Origin of the sequence: Thiomicrorhabdus arctica DSM 13458 (assembly GCF_000381085.1) — a bacterium.
GTDB lineage: Bacteria > Pseudomonadota > Gammaproteobacteria > Thiomicrospirales > Thiomicrospiraceae > Thiomicrorhabdus > Thiomicrorhabdus arctica.
This window is the reverse complement of the sequence record NZ_KB905899.1, coordinates 402474-423643: the sequence shown is the minus strand read 5'-3', so window position 1 is coordinate 423643 and position 21170 is coordinate 402474. Positions and strand designations below refer to the sequence as shown.

At 43.6% G+C, this 21170-nt stretch carries 18 protein-coding genes; 7 read left to right on the top strand and 11 right to left on the bottom strand.

What is annotated here, in order from left to right; all coding sequences use genetic code 11:
* From F612_RS0101925 to F612_RS0101910, 4 genes are read left to right on the top strand one after another with little or no spacing between them, the layout of a single operon-like run.
* The gene (locus F612_RS0101925; RefSeq protein WP_019556056.1) at nt 1–1164 is read left to right on the top strand and encodes an alpha-D-ribose 1-methylphosphonate 5-triphosphate diphosphatase; all 1164 of its coding nucleotides are present in this window, start codon (nt 1–3) and stop codon (nt 1162–1164) included.
* Nucleotides 1151–1762: a phosphonate metabolism protein/1,5-bisphosphokinase (PRPP-forming) PhnN gene (phnN, locus tag F612_RS0101920; protein WP_019556055.1), complete on the top strand. Its 612-nt coding sequence runs from the start codon at nt 1151–1153 to the stop codon at nt 1760–1762. Before F612_RS0101925 ends, phnN begins: the two co-directional genes overlap by 14 nt.
* Nucleotides 1759–2526, top strand: a complete 768-nt coding sequence (gene phnP / locus F612_RS0101915; RefSeq protein WP_019556054.1) for a phosphonate metabolism protein PhnP — start codon at nt 1759–1761, stop codon at nt 2524–2526. The genes phnN and phnP overlap by 4 nt, the downstream gene beginning before the upstream one ends.
* Nucleotides 2526–3398 carry an EamA family transporter gene (locus F612_RS0101910; protein ID WP_019556053.1) on the top strand — a complete coding sequence of 291 codons (873 nt, stop codon included), beginning with the start codon at nt 2526–2528 and terminating at the stop codon, nt 3396–3398. The genes phnP and F612_RS0101910 overlap by 1 nt, the downstream gene beginning before the upstream one ends.
* 168 nt (nt 3399–3566) lie before the next feature.
* Here the strand turns inward: F612_RS0101910 and F612_RS0101905 are convergent, their stop codons facing one another.
* Nucleotides 3567–5792, bottom strand: coding sequence for an NADP-dependent isocitrate dehydrogenase (locus F612_RS0101905; protein ID WP_019556052.1), 2226 nt, complete (start codon nt 5790–5792; stop codon nt 3567–3569).
* Nucleotides 5793–6024: 232 nt separating this feature from the next.
* Between F612_RS0101905 and F612_RS0101900 the strand changes: the two genes are divergently transcribed.
* The 3 genes from F612_RS0101900 to hflD all read left to right on the top strand — a co-directional run bounded on the left by F612_RS0101900 (nt 6025) and on the right by hflD (nt 8643).
* Nucleotides 6025–6582, top strand: a complete 558-nt coding sequence (locus tag F612_RS0101900; RefSeq protein WP_019556051.1) for an rRNA large subunit pseudouridine synthase E — start codon at nt 6025–6027, stop codon at nt 6580–6582.
* Nucleotides 6583–6740: 158 nt separating this feature from the next.
* Complete coding sequence (gene mnmA, locus F612_RS0101890) at nt 6741–7865, top strand: tRNA 2-thiouridine(34) synthase MnmA (protein ID WP_019556050.1); 1125 nt, start codon at nt 6741–6743, stop codon at nt 7863–7865.
* A 70-nt stretch (nt 7866–7935) separates the two neighbouring features.
* Nucleotides 7936–8643: a high frequency lysogenization protein HflD gene (hflD, locus tag F612_RS0101885; RefSeq protein ID WP_019556049.1), complete on the top strand. Its 708-nt coding sequence runs from the start codon at nt 7936–7938 to the stop codon at nt 8641–8643.
* Between the two features lie 200 nt (nt 8644–8843).
* On the opposite strand, the gene F612_RS0101880 is transcribed toward hflD, so the two are convergent.
* The 10 genes from F612_RS0101880 to mutL form a co-directional block, all read right to left on the bottom strand.
* Nucleotides 8844–10748 (bottom strand): SurA N-terminal domain-containing protein, encoded by a 1905-nt coding sequence (locus tag F612_RS0101880; protein WP_019556048.1) that lies wholly within the window; start codon nt 10746–10748, stop codon nt 8844–8846.
* Nucleotides 10749–11053: 305 nt separating this feature from the next.
* Nucleotides 11054–12373, bottom strand: a complete 1320-nt coding sequence (locus F612_RS0101875; protein ID WP_019556047.1) for an adenylosuccinate synthase — start codon at nt 12371–12373, stop codon at nt 11054–11056.
* Between the two features lie 63 nt (nt 12374–12436).
* Complete coding sequence (locus tag F612_RS0101870) at nt 12437–13612, bottom strand: ATP phosphoribosyltransferase regulatory subunit (protein ID WP_019556046.1); 1176 nt, start codon at nt 13610–13612, stop codon at nt 12437–12439.
* A 158-nt stretch (nt 13613–13770) separates the two neighbouring features.
* Nucleotides 13771–13962 carry a DUF2065 domain-containing protein gene (locus F612_RS0101865; RefSeq protein WP_019556045.1) on the bottom strand — a complete coding sequence of 64 codons (192 nt, stop codon included), beginning with the start codon at nt 13960–13962 and terminating at the stop codon, nt 13771–13773.
* A gap of 49 nt (nt 13963–14011) precedes the next feature.
* Nucleotides 14012–14869: a protease modulator HflC gene (gene hflC, locus F612_RS0101860; RefSeq protein ID WP_019556044.1), complete on the bottom strand. Its 858-nt coding sequence runs from the start codon at nt 14867–14869 to the stop codon at nt 14012–14014.
* A complete protein-coding gene (gene hflK, locus F612_RS0101855; protein WP_019556043.1) occupies nt 14869–16104 on the bottom strand; it encodes an FtsH protease activity modulator HflK in 1236 nt (411 codons plus the stop codon). The genes hflC and hflK overlap by 1 nt, the downstream gene beginning before the upstream one ends.
* Nucleotides 16105–16335: 231 nt before the next feature.
* On the bottom strand, nt 16336–17631 hold the full coding sequence (gene hflX, locus F612_RS0101850) for a ribosome rescue GTPase HflX (RefSeq protein WP_019556042.1): 1296 nt from the start codon (nt 17629–17631) through the stop codon (nt 16336–16338).
* 154 nt (nt 17632–17785) lie between these two features.
* The gene (gene hfq / locus F612_RS0101845; RefSeq protein WP_019556041.1) at nt 17786–18058 is read right to left on the bottom strand and encodes an RNA chaperone Hfq; all 273 of its coding nucleotides are present in this window, start codon (nt 18056–18058) and stop codon (nt 17786–17788) included.
* 156 nt (nt 18059–18214) lie between these two features.
* Entirely contained in the window at nt 18215–19177 is a 963-nt protein-coding gene (gene miaA, locus F612_RS0101840) for a tRNA (adenosine(37)-N6)-dimethylallyltransferase MiaA (protein WP_019556040.1), read from the bottom strand.
* Between the two features lie 62 nt (nt 19178–19239).
* Nucleotides 19240–21168: a DNA mismatch repair endonuclease MutL gene (mutL, locus tag F612_RS0101835; protein ID WP_019556039.1), complete on the bottom strand. Its 1929-nt coding sequence runs from the start codon at nt 21166–21168 to the stop codon at nt 19240–19242.
* Between the last annotated feature and the right edge of the window lie 2 nt (nt 21169–21170).

The window sequence follows — 21170 nt, the reverse complement described above, 5'->3', positions numbered from 1 at the left end:
ATGAACACTCAACCTATCGTTATTACAAACACAAATCTCGTATTGGCTGACGAAATTCTAAACAATGCGAGCCTACTGATTGAAAACGGCAAAATCTCTGCCATTAATCCTGAAACCGTTCCTGAAGATGCTCAAATCATCGATGCTAAAGGCAAAACGGTGATGCCTGGTATGATTGATTTGCATTGTGACTCTCTAGAAAAAGAAGTCGAGCCGCGTCCGAATGTGCATTTTCCGTTAGATTTTGCTTGTGCACAAGCCGACAAACGTAACGCGGGTGCCGGGATTACTACGGTATTTCATGCCCTCTCCTTTGCCAATGAAGAATTGGGCGTCAGAAACAATCAATTTGCGAAAGAAATTGCCGAAGCGGTACATCACTTTCAACCCCACGCTTTAGTCGACAACCGTGTGCATTGCCGTTATGAAATTACCGATCCGACAGGCCTGCCTATTTTAATAGAACTGATGCACAACCAGTCGATGCACTTGGTTTCACTAATGGATCACACTCCTGGGCAAGGACAGTTTAAAGATTTGGCGGCTTATAAAGCCTATTTTGGTAAAAGTTATCAAAAATCTGATCGCGAGTTAGATGAGATGATTGCCAAAAAACAACAACAAGCTGAAGGGGCAATGGAGCGTGTCGAACAGCTAGTTAAAACCGCACATGCTCAAGGGATTGCCGTCGCATCGCATGATGATGACTGTAAAGAACGAGTGGATACCATGACCGCTCTGGGAGTGGATATTGCAGAATTCCCTATCAACATGGAAACAGCCTTATACGCTCACGAAAAAGGCATGAAAACCATTATGGGGGCACCCAACATTATACGTGGTAAGAGCCAGTCAGGTTCTATGCGCGCCTTAGATGCGGTTAATGCTGGTGTATGCGATTGCCTTTGCGCGGATTACGCGCCAGCGGCTTTGATTGTTGCGGTTTTCAAGCTTGCTGAAACTTCAGACTTAACGCTTGCTCAAGCGGTGCAGTTAGTGACTAAAAATCCAGCAGAAGCGGCTAAACTCCATGACCGTGGTGTCATTGAAGTGGGTAAACGTGCCGATATCATTATGGTTGCCAATTTAGAGGGCTTAGTACAAGTTTCTGACGTATTTGTTGCAGGTGTTTTAGCCTTTAAAGCCAGTTATGATCATACCTAATTCTACCGTTATAGACGATCAATCTAAGGACCGTCACTCTAAAGGCAAATTGTTTTATGTGATTGGTGCTTCGGGGGTTGGCAAAGACTCTTTACTACACTATGCACGTCAACAACTTGCGAGTGAAGCCGTGGTCTTTGCACATCGCTATATCACTCGCCCGGTGGAATTGAGTGGTGAAAATCATATCCAGCTTTCTACCGAGGAGTTTGCGAACCGTTTGAAAAGAGGTTGTTTTAAATTTCACTGGCATTCACATGAGTTGGATTATGGGATTGGGATCGAAGTAGACGTTTGGTTAAACCAAGGCTTAAATGTGGTGATGAACGGCTCTCGTGCCTTTCTCAATACGGCCATTAAACACCATCCCGGGATAGTGCCAGTATTGATTCAAGTGGATTCAAATTTATTACGAGAACGCTTACTAAATCGCGGCCGCGAAACCCCAGAACAAATTGAAGAACGCATTCAACGTTCAGAAGCCTTTACTGGACTCACTGCACGCAACATGCAGATTATTGAAAACAGCACCGAACTCTCAGTTGCTGGAGAAGCCTTGGTCGCACTACTCAAAAATAAGGTCGTAAACACGCTATGAAATTTACATTTTTAGGCACTGGTTCAGTTAAAGCAGCACCCGTTTATGGGTGTGAATGCCCTGTTTGTCAAAGAGCACTCGCTAATACCGATTTTCGCCGTAACCCCGCATGCGGTGTATTAGAGGTAGCAGGCCAGTTTGGAAATGTGCGTTTATTGATTGACGCTGGCTATCATAATATTGAACAAAAGTTTCCACCCGGCAGTCTAGACGCCGTATTACTGACGCACTTCCACATGGATCATGTGCAAGGTTTATTTCCAATACGCTGGGGAATGGGGCAAACGATTCCGGTCTTTTCACCAGACGATCCAAATGGCTGTGACGACCTGCTTAAGTATCCAGGCATTTTTGATTTCTCGCAAAAATCACGGCCATTTAAGACTTTTGAGTTTAAAGATCTTCTTATTACCCCTGTTCCGCTCGTCCATTCAAAGCTCACAATGGGTTATGTCATTGAGTTAAACGGTAAACGTTTGGCGTATTTATGTGATTCCGGTTTGCTACGCCGTGATGTAGAGCAATACTTAATCGACAATCCAATCGAACTAATGATTTTAGATTGCGACCAACCTCCACTTAAAGATGCGCCTCGAAATCACAATGATTTAACCCGAGCCTTAGAAATATTTAAAAAAACTAAGCCCAAACAACTGGTTCTCACCCATATTAGCCATAATTTAGATGAGTACTTCATCAATCATCCAGACTGTCTTCCAGAGGGCGTTGCCATAGGTTATGACGACCAATCGTGGCAATTGTAATGCTAGAAACCCTTTCTAGCTTTCAACAGGCCTGGCTGTTTATAATCCTTTCAGTATTCATGCACGTCAGCTGGAACATTATGGCTCGACAAGTTAATCCCAAAGCCGATTTTTTATGGTGGGGATTACTCGGTCATATTGTCTTATTAGGCAGTTATGGTTTGTATCACTTAGTACAAATCGAATGGAGCTGGACACTGGTCGGTCTCATTACAATCACCGCCTTTGCCAACAGTCTTTACTTTCTGTCTCTGCGTCAAGCTTACGCTTTAGCCCCCGTCGCTTTTGTCTATCCTATTGCCCGAAGCTCCCCTATTCTGGTTGCTATTTGGGCATTGTGGATTTTTGACGAGTCGCTTTCAAACTTAGCTTGGCTTGGGATTTTAATCAGTATTATCGGCTTGTGGATCTTGGGCAGTACCGTTAAACATACCCACAATCCTAAAGTGCTGTTATGGACATTATCGGCCGCTTTTTTTACCAGTATCTATTCGCTATCTGATAAAGCAATTAGCCAGCAGGTAGATAGCTTTTCTGCCTTACTAGGCGTCGTCACTATTGGTTATTTTTCCGCATGGATTACCTTATCCGTGTACCGAAAAAAACATTACGGAACCATTATTCCTGAAGTCCGTCCGCATTTAGGTATCTGGTTAGCAGGCAGCCTGTTTATTGGAACGGCTTATGCATTAGTGATACTCGCGATGCAAACCTTACCCACCGCTTATGTGGTTTCAATGACGAATATTGGTATTTTATTCGCCGTCGTTTTATCCATGCTGTTTTTTAAAGACCGAGGACATCTCAAGCAGAAATTAGTGGCAACGCTATTCATTATAGGGGGTTTGTCGATGTTAGGAGTTTTCGGATAACCTAAAACGGGCAGGAGCGGATGCATTAGGTTAACTTTTTTAAGCAGACTTTAGCCACGCATAAAAAAGCCCGCAAGCAGTTACCAGACCTGGTAACTGCTTGCGGGCTTTTAGTTGTAACACCCGTTAAATTCTTATTAACGGGTTTTAAAGTACTTTAGTTGTGTTTTAGATAGAGGCAATAATCGCGTTTAAGGTCGCACTTGGGCGCATGGCTTTAGCAACTAACTTAGTATTTAGTTGGTAATAACCGCCTAAATCGACCGCTTTACCTTGTACGCCATTTAGTTCAGCGACAATCTTCGCTTCGTTTTCAACCAAAGCTTGTGCCACCGGTGCAAAACGCGCTTGCAATTGAGTATCGTCTGTTTGCGCTGCAAGTGCTTCTGCCCAATACATCGCCAAATAGAAGTGACTCCCACGATTATCTAATTCACCGACTCGACGAGAAGGCGATTTATCGTTGTCCAGGAACTTGGCCGTTCCGGCATCTAAGGCTGTTGCCAATACTTGGGCTTTCGGCATTTTGAAGGTGGCTGACAAATGCTCAAGTGATACGGCTAATGCTAGGAATTCACCTAATGAATCCCAACGTAAATGGTTCTCTGAGAGTAACTGCTGGACATGTTTAGGCGCTGAACCACCCGCACCCGTTTCAAATAATCCACCGCCATTCATTAACGGCACAATAGACAACATTTTCGCTGAGGTACCCAACTCAAGAATTGGGAACAGATCCGTTAGGTAGTCACGCAGTACGTTACCGGTGACTGAGATAACATCTCTGCCCTCTTGCACATGACGTAAGCTGAAACGTGTGGCTTCTTCTGGCGACATAATGTGAATTTCTAGACCCGTTACATCGTGGTGCGTTAGGTAGTGATTTACTTTCTGAATGACTTGATGATCGTGTGCACGGTTTGCATCTAACCAGAAGACCGTCGGTAAGCCTGTCGCTCTGGCACGATTAACCGCCAACTTGACCCAGTCTTGAATCGGTGCGTCTTTTACCTGACACATACGGAAGATGTCGCCTGCTTCAACAGTGTGTTCTAGCAAGACATCGCCATTTTTCGCGACGACACGAACCTTACCTGCGGCTGACATTTGAAAGGTTTTATCGTGTGAACCATACTCTTCGGCTTTTTGTGCCATTAGACCGACATTGGAGACAGAACCCATCGTGGTTGGATCGAAGGCACCATACTGCTTACAGAAATCGATGGTTTCTTGAAACACGCCGGCATAACAACGGTCTGGAATCACACAGAGGGTATCTTGCTGCTGGCCGGCTTTATTCCACATTTGACCCGACGCACGAATCATCGCAGGCATAGAGGCATCGATAATCACATCGCTCGGCACATTGAGGTTGGTAATGCCTTTATCGGAATCGACCATCGCCACATCAGGCTGAGCCGCATAGATCGCTTGAATATCTGCTTGAATTTCGGCTTTGAGTTCGGCATCTAAGCCTTCAATTTTGTTTAAGACATCGCCTAAACCGTTATTAGAATTCACACCTAGATTTGCAAAGGTAATGGCGTGTTTTTTAAAGAGTTTTTCAAAGAAAACCGTGACCGCTTGACCAAAAATGATTGGATCAGAGACTTTCATCATAGTGGCTTTCAGGTGGATAGAAAACAAAATATCCTGCTCTTTAGCGTCGGTAATCGCCTCCGCTAAAAAGCTTCTTAAAGCCGACTGGCTCATGACTGAACTATCAATGATTTCACCGGCCAGTAATGGCGCTGACCCTTTTAGATCTTCAGTAGAACCGTCCTGTGCGACAAATTCAATTTTGAACTCTGTTGCATCCTTCAGGGTCACTGATTTTTCAGAACCGTAAAAGTCGCCGTTTTGCATACTTGCAACATGGGTGCGTGACTCTGCACTCCAAGCCCCCATTGAGTGTGGATGTTTTTTAGCATAATTTTTAACCGAAGGGGGCGCACGACGATCGGAGTTACCTTCACGTAAAACCGGGTTAACCGCACTGCCTAATACTTTTGCAAAAGCCGCTTTATGCGCTTGCTCTTCGGCATTTTGTGGATTCGCAGGATAGTTCGGAATGTCATAACCATGTGCTTGCAGTTCGGTTATCGCTGCTTCCAGTTGCGGAATAGAGGCACTGACATTGGGTAACTTAACAATATTGGCTTCCGCCGTTTTAGCAATCTCACCCAACTCGGCCAACGCATCACCAATTTGTTGCTTGGCAGTAAGTCTTTCAGAGAAATTAGCGATAATACGACCCGCTAAAGAGATATCACGTGTTTCTACCGCTACATCTGCCGCGGCGGTAAAGGCTTCAACAATCGGTAACAAAGAGTACGTTGCTAATGCAGGTGCTTCATCCGTTAGGGTATAAATAATCTTAGATTTTTGAGACATCTTGTTTCCTATTGTTGTGTGATAGTGTTGTGTGATAGTGTTGTGTGACAACGAATCTCTGCGAATTTCATCAAATAAACACAGTGGCTGAAAGAGATCTTTTCTTCACTTAATGGAAAAGTAAAAAAGGTTAAAAATCTCTAAAAATTAAAAAATGTTAGAATGGCAGCCATTTTACCGCACTCACGCATAAAATATAAGAGAACGACAGCTTTCAGCAGGTTACAAATTCATGAGCGATTTAATTTTATTCAATAAGCCTTTTAATGTGCTTTGCCAATTTACCGATGAAAGCGAGCAAGCCGAAACACGCGAAACCCTTGCAAGCTATATCGATCATAAAGGATTTTATGCCGCTGGACGATTGGATCGCGACAGCGAAGGCCTGCTACTGCTGACCAATGACGGTAAGTTACAACACAAGATTTCTGACCCTGAACACAAAATGCCCAAAACCTACTGGGCACAAGTGGAAGGCGATGTGACTAAAGAGGCGATTAAACAATTGCAAACCGGTGTCAAACTCAAAGACGGTATGACCCGACCTGCTCAGTGCAAGAAAATTTCTCAACCCATGCGACTTTGGGAAAGAAATTCGCCCATACGTCAACGCCAAAATATTCCAACCAGCTGGGTTGAGTTGACCATAACGGAAGGTAAAAATCGTCAAGTACGTCGTATGACAGCAGCGGTGGGTTTTCCGACCTTACGTTTGATTCGAGCGCGTATTGGCAAGTGGAAACTCGGCAATCTGCAATCAGGTGAATGTGAGTTGTTACATGATCAGTAATAATGCACTTGAAATTTAGGCAATTTATCCCTATTAATCATTTTAACTTCTAGCAATAAACCCAATACCAGAATGAGATTATTACAGGTTGGCTTTAAAGCCTCTGTTAAAATACTCCGATTCTCGTTTTCACTCATAATTCAGGCAATTTTTCCAATATGGACACCATCGATAACTCAAAAATTAAAGTCATTGTCGGCCTTTCAGGCGGCGTAGATTCTTCGGTTGCGGCCCTACTGCTAAAACAGCAGGGTTATGATGTGGAAGGCCTGTTTATGAAAAACTGGGAAGGCGATGATACCGATGAGTATTGCCCGGCGGCCGAAGATTTGAAAGACGCCATGATGGTGGCTGAAAAACTGGACATTCCGGTACTCATTGAGAACTTCTCTGGCGAATATTGGGACAATGTTTTTGAGCATTTCCTCGCGGAATACAAAACAGGCAAAACCCCTAACCCAGATATTTTGTGTAATAAAGAGGTGAAATTTAAGGCCTTTTTACAACATGCGATGGAACTGGGGGCAGACTATATCGCCACGGGACATTATGCGCGAATCAGTCGTGATGAAGACGGCACTTGTCACCTGCTAAAAGGGTTGGATGAGAATAAAGACCAGAGTTACTTTTTATACACTTTACAGCAACACCAATTGCAGAAGTCTCTGTTCCCAGTCGGTGAGTTAGAAAAACCTTTGGTTCGCCAAATGGCTGAAGAGGCTGGCCTGGTGACGTTTGATAAAAAAGACAGCACGGGTATTTGCTTTATCGGTGAGCGTAAATTTAAGGATTTTTTGCAAAAGTTTCTGCCCGCACAACCTGGCGACATTGTGGATGACCAGGGCAATGTGATTGGAAAACATGATGGCTTGATGTATCACACCTTAGGACAACGTAAAGGGTTAGGCGTGGGTGGCGGTCATGGGCAAGGCAATGACCCTTGGTATGCCGCGGATAAAAACTTAATAACGAACCAATTGGTCGCCGTGCAAGGTAGTCAACACCCATTACTGCTCCACCCTCTTTTGATAGCAGATACCTTGGACTGGGTTTCAGGAGAGTGCCCTGCTTTGAATACACCGCTTAAAGCCAAAATCCGTTATCGTCAGACAGAACAACCTTGTCAGATTACCGAGAGCCAAAATGGTAAGATCGTGGTGTTATTTGATGAACCTCAATCTGCCGTTGCCCCAGGGCAATCAGTGGTGTTTTATCAAGGCGATGACTGCCTTGGTGGCGGCATTATTGACCAACGCTTACACACACTGGCAGAACGTCAATAACCGACGATTAAAGTAAAATTGAAACGCATTATTTTTAGAGATAAAAACCAACTAAAGGCGCTTAGATAGCATGTCGGAATACACTCAACAAGATCGCACCCTAGCACTCATTGGCATTTACCAAGCATCCCAGCTGATTTATGATCTGGCAACAACGGGGAAAGCTGATGAGGTGGCTTATCATACGTGTATACAGTCTCTGTTCTGTACTAATCCCAGTAATACCCTGGAAGTCTACGGTGGGGATATCGCCAATATTCAACTGGGGGTTAAAACACTACTGAGACAGATGACATCAGAGCAAGCGATGGAATCGCGGAATGTTGAAGTCACTCGTTATGTGCTAAGCCTGATTATTTTGCAAAAGAAGCTTTTGGAACAGGGTGAACCTTTGCAGAAAATATCCAAGATTCTTGAAACGGCCCAAAGCCAACAAGCCCATTTTGGCGAAGAACATGATAATGTCATCGCCTCGATTGCCCGGGCTTACACAGAAAATGTGAGTCCGGTTCGCCCTAAAATAATGATCAATGGCCAACATGGTCATTTACAAAACTCAAGAATCGCGAATAAAATTCGCGCTCTACTCCTGACAGGAATCCGCAGTGCCCTGCTGTGGAATCAAGTTGGCGGTTCCCGCTGGGGACTTCTTTGGTCACGGAAAAAGTATTTGCATGATGCCTTAGCACTGCAGCAAAACAACAACGATACTGATGACAGTGACGGAACAACGGATCGCAAAAACAATGAACCGATTAGCCTGTTTAAAAAAGACTAAGTTAGCCTCGTCATAAACATACCCTATTTAGATAACGACTAAAGCACAGGTTTATAGACCCTATCCTTCTTTAAGCCAACAAAAAACCCGATTGACCATGCCTGGTCAATCGGGTTTTTTGTTCTTTAAAACGAACTTTTTAAGCCACTATATCTAGGAAGTTGTGTACACAAGCACCCTAGAAAATGGGTTAAAGTAACTTATTTAATCGTTTCATATAGTGGCTTTTTAATCACTTCTGCCTTAGCAACCAACGCTTTAAGGTGCGCCTCATTTTGAGCATTGGCAAACAACTCACTGAAAGCGGCTTTAAGCGGAGCTTTCTGCTTATCATCTAGCGGAGCAACACGAAGGTCTGAAACACGAAGCAGAACAGTATCACCCGTCGACAATTGGAATGAACCCCAAGAGGTTTTCCCTGTTTCTGGTTTAGTGACTTTAAAGACTTCTGAAACCATTTGTGGCAGTAACGTCTGTGAATCACGTGCGATCCAACCTGCACTGTTCCACTCTACGCCATCTTGCATCAGTGACTCTGGATTCTCACCGGCTTGTACCTTAGCCATCAACGTTTGACCCAAAGCAGCGGCTTGCTTGATCGCCGCTTCACGTACCAACTGATCTTTTATACTCGCGGATACTTCAGCCAGAGTCTTCTGACGTGTTGCTTGGTGCTGATTGACTCGTATTGCGACCGAACGCTTAGCAGACAGCTCAATCGCAACACTGTTTAGATGCTCTTTTAAAAGCTCATCCGAAAAGGCCGCGAGTTGTACCTTAGCATTGGACAATATATCACCCGGTCCACCAGTACGACTGAACATTTCAGAGGTCTGAACCTTTAAACCAAGCGCATCAGCCGCGGGCTCTAGACTGTCTGTCTGTTCATAAACAATGGTGTTAAGCTGCTCTAACAGTTCAAAATACTTACGTTCCGCTTCCTGCATCTTATATTGCTGAGTCACTTCAGCTTTTACACTCTCGAATGGTTGCGCTTTTTTAGGCGAAATACCCACAAGCTTGATCAAATGATAACCAAACTCGGTTTTGATCGGTTGACTGACTTCACCGACTTTCATAGAGAAAACCGCTTCATCAAACTCAGGCACCATCATGCCTTGTGAAAATGTGCCTAAATCGCCTCCTGAAGGAGCTGAACCAGGGTCTTTGGAATAGGTTTTAGCCAACTCTTCAAAAGACTCACCCGCGGCGATCTTAGCCTGAACTTCTGATAAAGTCAGTTGTGCTGCCGCTTCGGCTTTTTTGGTATTCGCCGCTAAAGGGATCAGGATATGTTTTGCATGACGTTTCTCAGGCAAGGTAAACAGTGACTTATTTGCTTCATAGTATCCCGCTAGAATTTTATCATTCACCGCAATACCTTTCGCAATTTCCGCTTGCGACAAATCTATGTAATCAACCGATACTTTTTCAGGCTCAACATAGTCAGCCAAATGGGCTTGATAGACTGTATTGATTTGCTCATCGGTGATCTTAACGGTTTTCAAGAAAGGACGTTGGTCAATACGCAAATAGCTTACTTCACGTTCTTGACCTTGTAACTTTGCAAGTTGGTTTACTTCGTAGTCCGTTGCAAAACTAGAACCGTTAATCAATGAGCGAAACTGGTTTTCTAAAAGAAATTGGCGTTGTTCATACTCAAAACGCGCAATATTCAAACCATTCCGCAGTAAGACTTCTTCATAAATTTTTTCTGAAAACTCGCCATCTTGCTGAAAAACACTGGCCGAATGAATCGCAGAGGCCAACTGTTGGTTGCTGATCGTCATACCATTGTCATTTGCCCATTGGCGCATCACTTCTGATTCGATTAAGGAGTCCAATACTTGGTCACGTAACTCTTCGTCTTTGACAACTTGATCATACATCTCACCAAACTGCTCTTGAAGACGTGATTTTTGGCGATTGTACAGAGACATAAAAGCATTCCCAGTAATGTTCTCGCCATTCACTTCGGCCACGACAACCGCCTTGTCGCCACGCGCGTATTGATCAATACCAAATAACGCGAAGGTTAATATAATCAATCCGACAATCACCCAAGCAATCCACCCCTGAGCGTGACTACGAATACTTTGCAACATGATGAATCCTTTGTGTTCTGGTTAACGATAAAATAGAGGCTATGATACCAATGTCAGCGCCTTCTTTCACCTATTTCATCCAATTCAAGTGCATTATTTGTCTTCATCAGCACTGGGTAAATATATTGAGTGTAATTCAGAGCAAATGACAAGGTTGGAGAAGCCTTTGACAATGAATCTGACTGAGAAGAATTTGGTCGATTAATTATGCTCTTGATGGGTGAATAGCTAAATGGTAGACATAAAAAAACCGAGTTTTAACACTCGGTTTTTCGTCGAATCAAACGCTGTTTGAACTCTGCTTTCTAAACAAATGGATCCGTTATCACTAAGGTTTCAGAACGATCTGGCCCCGTTGATAGAATTGAAACCGGTACACCCACTTCTTTTTCTAAGAAACGAATGTACTCTATCGCTTCGATTGGTAACGCATCAAAAGAATCTGTGCCAACCGTAGAGGTATTCCAACCAGGCATGGTGACATAGTTAGGCGTACAAAGTTCATACTCATCGGCACTTGCAGGTGGCAGCATAATGACCTCGCCATTTTGAGTATAGGAGACACAAATCTTGATCTCTGTTAACTCATCCATAACATCTAACTTTGTCAGACACATACCGTTCAAGCCATTGATCTGTGCTGAACGACGCAACGCCACCGCATCAAACCATCCACAGCGACGTTGACGACCTGTTGTCGCACCAAATTCATGACCACGATTGCCCAGTTCTTTACCAATAGGATCGCCGATATCTGTATCGCAGTTATAATCTAACTCTGTTGGAAATGGACCCGAACCGACACGTGTCGCGTAAGCTTTCGTAATCCCCAAAATATAATCGAGTTGATTTGGACCAATGCCCGCACCACCTGATGCTCCGCCCGCAGTGGTATTGGAAGACGTGACATAAGGATAGGTGCCGTGATCAATGTCGAGCAATGTTCCCTGAGCCCCCTCAAACATGAGGTTTTTGCCTTCGGCATTGTAAGCGGCGATCAAGTTCGGAATATCTGCAAGCATTGGCACAATTAACTTACTATAACGCTCACATTTCTCCCAAAGTAGATCAAAAGAGACGGGTTCTGCTTTGTAGTAATGCTCAATCATGTAATTGTGATAAGCCAATGTTTCAGCCAATTTCGCCTTGAACTGAACCATGTTTTTAAAGTCACCAGCACGCAAACCGCGACGTGCTACCTTATCTTCATAAGCAGGTCCAATACCACGACCTGTCGTACCAATGGCTTTGTTGCCGCGCGCTAATTCACGAGCGACATCTAATGCCACGTGATAATCTAATATTAACGGACAAGCATCACTAATTTTAAGACGTTGCTGAACCTTTAGCCCAGTGGCTTCCAGTTGATTCATCTCTTTTTCAAGCGCATCCGGGGCTAAAACAACGCCATTACCGATAAAACATTCTACTTCTTCACGCAAAATACCTGAAGGAATCAGATGCAAAACCGTTGTTTTACCATCAATGACCAAAGTATGACCTGCATTGTGCCCCCCTTGAAAACGGACCACTGCGGCAACTCTGTCTGTCAACAGATCCACAATTTTACCTTTACCTTCGTCACCCCATTGAGTGCCGACAACTACAATATTTCGTTTTGTCATAAAGCTACTTCTTAACCACTTCTTAAAATTTTAATACATTCTATATCACAAGACGTAGACGTTTTAAACGCACTCAACAGTCCATTTACTGGACGCATTAGACAACCATTGGTCACCCTCTTGCAATTCGGTTAAGTCATACGATTTAATGACCTTAACGCCTTGAGATTTCAATTCTATAATTTTGTTTTGCAGTGCCTTATCCGCTTGATAAGGGGCATAAACAGTCTTTTTTTCTAAGCTGCTTACCGAGGTTAATAAATCTAAGGCCCCTCGCAGATCCAGACTGAATCCCGTCGCGGGTAGCGCTAAACCAAAATCTGAACCGATATTATCATAACGTCCACCTTTAGCGATGGGTAGAAGCTGTCCACCCGCCGCGTAACAGCCGAAAATAACACCTGTATGGTATTGGTATCCTCGAATGTCTGCTAAATCCAAGTGAATGGCTATTGAGTGGGTGGTTTTCAAATGATCGACCACCGTGGCGAGTCGGGTTACCGCATCGCTTAAACCGGAGGATAAAGGAGACAGCTGCTTTTGCGCGATAGCAATGACGGCTTCAGCATCGCCGCAATAGGTCAGTAAAAGCTTAAAAACCTGATTTACATTGCTTTGTACCGGAGTATTCGCAATAAAAATATCATATTCAGGAATGGCCTTTCGCTCTAAGATACTAATCAATTCGATGGCTTTATGTTCATCTAAGCCCGATAACACGATTAGTTCATCGACAATACCGACATGACCCAAACTTAACTTGATGTCATTTAGATTCATAGCCTGCATACTTTCAAGCATCAGTTCTATGATTTCGATATCGCTTTCAACACCCGAGTGGCCAAAAAGTTCAGCACCGACTTGAATCGGACTACGTGAACCTTTGGCCTTGTTATTACGGGTCTTTAGAACTTCGCCGGCATAACATAACCGCGAAACAGTGTCTGATGCTTTCAATCGATTACTGACAATACGTGCCACCTGAGGTGTCATGTCTGCACGAACCCCCATCATTCTACCGCTTTCTTGATCGGTAAAACGACAGGTATCACCCGCCATATGGCGGGCTGTGCCAGTCAACAGTGAATCCGTAAATTCGGCAAGTGGCGGTAACACTAAATCATAGCCTGAAAGGTGAAAACCATCGATTAACTGACGTCGATAATATTCTAATTTTAGAGCTTGTGCTGGAAGAAGGTCTTCTAAACCTTCAGGAGTAAACCAAGTTGATTGCTGCATTTTAAAACTTCTTTCTAATCACTTAAATTTTGATGAACGATAGTCAGATGACTCATCGTGAAACCCATCATCTTTGAACGCGTTCAATCGTTCGGATTTGTCATATAACGTGTAAGGTAATATTCTCCCGGACACGTTTAAATACACTGAAAGGGGCTCTACGTGGTAAAAAGCATTAAGACAGCCAGGCCAAGAGAAATTGAGACTAAACCCATTAACCGTAACTGCTTTTCGGTTAATAAAATGGCCTCTGACATCATCTTTTGCCATAATTTCGGAAACATAAAAGGCAATAAGCCTTCAATGATAAACACTAAAGCGAGGGCTGAAATTAAAGCTGTTTCGAACATAGTTCCACAAAAAAGGTGGGTTACCCCACCTTCCTTTTATTGAGTTATTTTACTTTGTCGACCGGTTAAAGTACTTAAAGAAATCAGACTTTGGATCAACTAGCATAATATCAGACTTGTCGGTAAACGAGTTTTTGTAAGCATTGATACTATGGTAAAAAGAGTAGAACTCTGCATCAAGGTTATACGCTTTTGCATATATCTCTGCGGCAGTTGCATCCCCTTTACCTCGTAAAATTTCAGCTTCACTATACGCATCTGCCAAAATAACAACTCTTTGACGATCGGCATCGGCTTTAATCTTTTCAGCGGACTCAGACCCTTTAGATCTTAAATCTTTAGCGACACGATTACGCTCTGCTTCCATTCGACGGTAAACCGACTCACTGATATCTTTTGCTAAATCAATTCGTTTAATACGAATATCTTCAATCTCAATACCAAATGAACTGGCTGCACTTTCTGATGTGGCTTTGATCTTTTGTGCGATCTCAACACGCTCACCAGAGATAACCTCTTTCACAGAACGATTACCAAATTCTGCACGTAAACCATCTTTAATGATCTGACCTAACTTAATACCAGCTTGACGGTTATCACCATTCATAGTGGTATAGAATTTTTTGACATCTTTGATTCGCCATTTGACAAATGAATCAACGATTAAGTTTTTCTTTTCGCTGGTTAAATAACGTTCAGGCGCAGCATCTAATGTCTGCAGACGTGAATCAAACTTACGTACGTTATTGATAAAAGGCGTTTTAAAATGTAACCCAGGTCCAACATCCGCTTCAACGATTTCACCTAATCGAAGCACAACACCGGTTTCCCACTGATTGACAATATAAACTGAACTACTGGCTACAAATAAAATTGCAGCTACTAATATTGAAAAGACCGCTTTCATTAACGTAGCTCCCTATTTTTTAAGTAATCACGAATATTGGTTTTTTGACCTGAATTATTCGCATTACGGTTTTGATTAGTCTTGTTTGAAGTGGTTGCGGGTGTCGGTGTCACCTGTTGAGGTGCCTGAGTAGGTGCCGCTGAACCTTGGCTGATCATTTTATCTAAAGGAAGATATAACAGGTTGTTACTGCTATCAGAACCAACAAAAACTTTACTGGTGTTACTTAACACTTGAGAAACAGCATCAATATAAAGACGATTACGTGTGACTTCAGGTGCTTTTTTGTACTCTTTTACAATACTGGTAAAACGTGACGCTTCACCCGTTGCTTGAGCAATCACACGATCGTGATAAGCACTGGCTTCTTCCAATTCACGCGCCGCTAAACCACGAGACTTAGGCAAGATGTCATTTGAATACGTTTCCGCTTCATTAATAACACGCTCTCTGTCTTCACGCGCCTTAACCACATCGGCAAATGCAGACTGAACTTGCTCAGGTGGCTGAGCATCCTGTAAGTTAACACTGGTGACAATCAAACCTGACTTATAGGCTGATAATCGCTCTTGCGATAAACTTTGCACACGAGAGACAACTTCATTACGACCTTCTGTCAAGACGAAATCCATTGTGTTTTGACCCACAACTTCACGAAGCGTACTTTCTATTACTGCGCGTAATGTTAAATCTGGATCTGAGACATCAAATAGATATTGGTGCGCACTTGCAACTTGATACTGAACGGCAATTTTCAAATCAACAATATTTTCATCTTTTGTCAGCATCAACGATTCTGTTGGCACGCTGCCATTTCGGTTACCGTCAGAGCGGTAACCGATTTCAGCAGTTCTGATTTGGTCGACGTTGACGATTCGTACCGATTCAATAGGATAAGGAATGTGCCAATGGGGACCCGCTTTGGTTTCTTCGACATACGCACCGAACTGCGTCACAACACCACGTTCTGCAGGATCAACAATGTAGATACCAGACAATAACCAAACAATACCAACAACACCCACAATGACCGAGCCACCAATGCCGCCGATACCACCGCCACTGTTATTGCCGAATTTTTTACTCGCACCACCAAAGATGCTTTGAGCTTTTTTCAACAACACATCAATATCATCATTCTGTTTTTTAGGTGGTTTTTTATCACCGCCTCCGCCATTGTTTCCTGAGTTACCCCAAGGATCTTGTCCGGACTTACCTGGTTCATTCCAAGCCATTCAAACATCTCCATGCTTTAACAAAATAAATAAATATTCATTTTGTTTTTCGCTTTATAAAAAAAACTTACCTGCTGATTAGATTCAAATCTTACACCTGACTTTTGAATCAATTTTTTGCAGACACAATTTAATCATTCTAGTTAGGTTGACTCTAAAAGTCACCTATTAAAATAATTTATAGACAATATAATTCTATGAATTAGTTCTATTACTCATCGAGTCAAAATCCTAACTTAAGACTTCTGCCTTCAATAGTTCCGGCCAACCCTGAATCGCGCCCCACTCTTGATGCGTCAATGACATTTTAAACAGGCTGTTTCCTTCATCATCAAAACCTTCATCTAAGATCGTCCCTAATGAATAAAGATCTGCTCTTTTTTTACCGGCATCAACATTCAGAGTCAATGACACCGTTAAAAATGCCCCTTTAAAGAATGAGGCCACGGCTTCAAGCAACATCTCTATTCCAGCACCATCTTTCGCTGAAACCCACACCCGTTGCGGCACGCCCGCCTCATCACGATCGATTTTAGGCATGACCGCCGGCTCGAGTCGATCGATCTTATTAAAGACCAGTAATTGGGGGACAGACTCCGCTCCGACTTCGGCGATAACCTCATGCACATCCCTAATTTTTTCAGTTCTATGCGGATCAGAAGCGTCCACCAAATGGACTAACAGATCTGCTTCTCTTGTCTCTTCTAGCGTTGAACGAAACGCCGTCACTAAGTCGTGTGGAATATGACGAATAAAACCGACGGTATCTGCAAAAATAACCTTACCCGCACCCGGAAGGTGAACGCGGCGTAAAGTAGAATCTAAGGTTGCAAACAGGCGATCTTCTGCATAGACATTAGCAGAGGTCATTTGATTAAACAGTGTCGACTTGCCGGCATTGGTATACCCGATGATAGTAATAATAGGAATTTCTGAACGTTTACGTGCCCGTTGACCGAGACCACGCTGCTTACGCACTTTCTCAATTTTAGCTTCTAAAGATTTAATCCGTACCTGAACTAGACGTCTATCCGATTCTAACTGGGTTTCACCTGGACCACGAGCGCCAATGCCACCTTGTCTATCGAGATGCGTCCACCCTTTGACTAACCGGGTCGACATACGCTTCATTTGCGCCAATTCAACCTGAAGTTTACCTTCATGAGAACGTGCACGTTGCGCAAAAATATCGAGAATGAGCCCGACCCGATCTAACACCTGGCAATCAAATAGAGTGGATAGGTTACGCTCTTGGGCAGGCGTTAGAGCGTGATTGAAAATAACCACATCCGCTTCATGGAGTTCGACGGCCGCTTGAATTTCTTCCGCTTTACCTTTACCGACAAAATATTTTGGGTCGGGTCTTTGGCGTTTAGTGGTTAGGAGCGTACAAGCTTCTGCACCAGCAGAATCGACCAATTCATAAAATTCATCAATATCTTCGCGATCTGATTCATGGTAGAAATCAACATGGACCAGCACGGCACGTTCGAGTTCACGTCGTTCAAGACGATCAAATAATTCCATATAAGCGTTTTCTCCTTTAGAACTTAACTCAGGGAGTGACATAGTACCTTAAACAGACTTAAAGTCGATTTAAAATCGAGCAAACTTGGGCGAGAACGATCACCTATCACCGTCTAAAAATAGCAGAGTAACTATTTTGAATGATTCAGAGATTTCAGTGTTCAGCTTCTGGTCTTTCGCGATCTTCAGCTGAGGACTCATATGGTTTAGGATCGCGCATTGGGACAATAGTCGAGATGGCATGTTTATAAACCATCTGGGTCACAGTACTTCTTAACAATACGACAAATTGATCAAATGAATCTACTTTACCTTGTAACTTTACGCCATTCACCAGGTATACAGAGACACTGATACGCTCTTTACGCAGTGCGTTTAAATATGGGTCTTGAATTGGAAGGGCTTTAGTCGGTTTATTGTTGTCCATAATGATTCCTTTTTATTATTTTTATTATTGTCATTTTTATTATTATTTAAAGTCTATACCCTAAGCATTTTAACCTTACTCAGGGTCGAATCTCGGAAGAAGCATACCTTAGCGACTTCAATTCTTTTTATCAAGCCATTTTATTTATCAGTGCCCCTACTGGCATCTCTGTTTTAATAAAACCAACAATTGATCCAATCGCTCTTTTGGTGTGGTTTGAAAAGGATCTACCACGGTAACATCTGTTTCTTTTCTAAGCCACGTTAACTGTCTTTTTGCCAACTGACGGGTGGCGACTAACCCCTTATAGACAAAGGTTTCATAATCGTATTCACCTTCTAAAAACAACCAGGCCTGGCGATATCCAACGGAACGCATTGAAGTCATATCCCCATTTAAATCTCCACGTTCATACAGGGTTTTCACTTCTCGTAAAAAACCAGAATGCAGCATAAGGTCAAAACGCTTACCGATTTGCTTATGTAATTTGGCTCGATCATCAGGTATTAAGGCTACCTTTATCAATTTAAATGCGGTCAAATGAGACTTAGGCTCTGCCCGCAGTTCTGTTAAGGTTTTCCCCGAAACGTCATAGACTTCCAAGGCGCGAATCACACGCTGTGGATCATTAGGGTGAATACGTAACGCAGAGACAGGATCGATCTCTGTCAATCGCTCATGCAGGCTTTCGGGGTGGGTTTGCCAAACCGCTTGCAAAGACGCTCGAATCGTTTCATCCGCTGGCGGCAAATCATTCATCCCTTGCTGTAAAGCATTGTAATACATCATGGTGCCACCGACTAATACTGGCAAACGCCCTCGTGCAAAAATCGCTTCAACCAATCGATGTACATCCTCTACAAATTCAGAAGCTGAATAAGCTTCGATAGGATCAAGGGTATTAATCAGATGATGTGGCACCGCGAGCATCTCTTCGGCATTTGGTTTAGCGGTGCCAATATCCATCTGACGATAGATCAATGCCGAATCGACACTGATAATCTCTATCGGTAAGACCTTGGCTAAATCCATAGATAACTGACTTTTACCAGAGGCCGTAGGCCCCATGAGCGCCAAACACTGTTTGTTTTCGATTAATTTTTCGACTAACTCGATCATCTTTAGTTAACTTTTTACTCGTTTAAGTGCACTGATTATAGGCATCAAATGTGTGGTGGTTTTTACTGTCCACGCATAAATAGATTGTCTAATTGACCCATCGACATCTGCACCCAGGTCGGACGACCATGATTACATTGGTCCGAACGCTCAGTCACTTCCATCTCTCTTAACAGCGCGTTCATTTCAGGAATCGTTAATTGGCGGTTCGCTCTCACCGAACCATGGCAAGCCATGGTCGATAACATCTCATTAACGCGCTCTTCCACCTGTTGGGTCTGTCCAGCAATCGCTAAGTCGGCAATCATATCGTTCAATAAACCGACGACATCACTTTTAACTAATAATGCCGGCACAGCGGTTATCTTTAATTGCTCTGGCCCTAATGGCTCAATCTCAAAGCCCAATTTACTGAAGCCCGCTTCATTGATCTGCCACACCTCGACCTGGGATTCATCCAATGCCATTGCAATCGGGACTAATAATGGTTGACTGACCAAACGATCCGTAGCCCACTGTTTTTTGAAACGTTCATACACCACACGCTCATGTGCGGCGTGCATATCCACCAGAACCAGACCGTGTTGGTTCTCAGACAGAATGTAAACACCGTGAATTTGCGCCTTGGCAAACCCGAGTCTAGGCATTCCTTGATTGATATCATATTCGGATGAGGCTTCATGAACTTCACCAGGCCTGGTCGGTTGACGGCGTTGATTAATAATATCTTGTAGATTACGGTTAAAGCTATTACCACTCGGTAAAACGGCCTGATGCTGTGCATTTTGCTGCGAATTCTGGCTTAAATTCTGATCAGCCTCATAAGGCTGTTGAAACGCCATGGCGGTTTGCACATCTATTTGTGAACGTCCATCGGGTGAAAAACCAGTGCCAAAATAGGCTTGCCTTGCGCGGCCTTCCAAAACTGGATTCATTGACGAATCTAGCTGGACACCACTGCCCGTTTCGGCTGCAATCGGACGCGCTACAGACTCGCGTACTGAACGACGTAAAAAATCATATACCCAGCGGCCATTGGCAAAACGCACTTCATATTTTGACGGATGCACATTGACATCCACCAGCTCATGCGGAATCTCTAAAAACAGTAAATAAGCAGGGTGTCGACCATTATATAGCACATCTGCATAGGCCTGTTTGACGGCATAAGAGAGCAAGCGATCACGAACAATTCTGCCGTTCACAAACAGATACTGCATATCAGCCTGACTGCGATTAAACGTCGGCTGACCGAGCCAACCCGATATTTTAATATCTTGCGTTTCAAAGCTGATCTCTAATGACTGTTGGACAAAAGGTGCGCCCATCAATTGCGCTAATCTTTTTTTGAGGCTCAATTCATCGGTTACGGCAAGAACATGGCGTGTGACTTTGTGATTATGAATGAGTTTAAAACTCACCTCAGGCCGACTTAACATTACCCGTTTGACCAGTTGATCGATCTGCATAAACTCAGCCCGAGCGGTTCTCAAAAATTTCTTTCGAGCCGGGGTATTGAAAAACAGATCGATCACACTGACACGTGTACCCATCGTACCCGCAGCGGGCTTTAGTTCACTCCAACGACCCTCGCCTTCTGAATTAAGCTGCCACGCAGCCTTCTCCGACGGATGTCGACTACTCATCTCAAATCGAGAAACCGAACTAATACTCGCCAGCGCCTCACCTCTAAATCCAAGTGTTGCCACAGCGGCCAAATCTTCACCGGTTTTGATTTTACTGGTGGCATGTCGACTGACCGCCAATAACAACTCTTGCTTCGGGATGCCGCTGCCGTTATCGATCACCACAATCGACTTCTCTCCTCCCTCCTCAATCATAATGTCGATTTGGGTCGCATCGGAATCCAATGCGTTTTCTAATAGCTCTTTTACCACCGAGGCTGGCCGCTCAACGACCTCACCGGCGGCGATCTGATCCGCTAAATAAGACGGAAGCTGTTCAATAGACTGTCGAGTGACTGAATTCATTT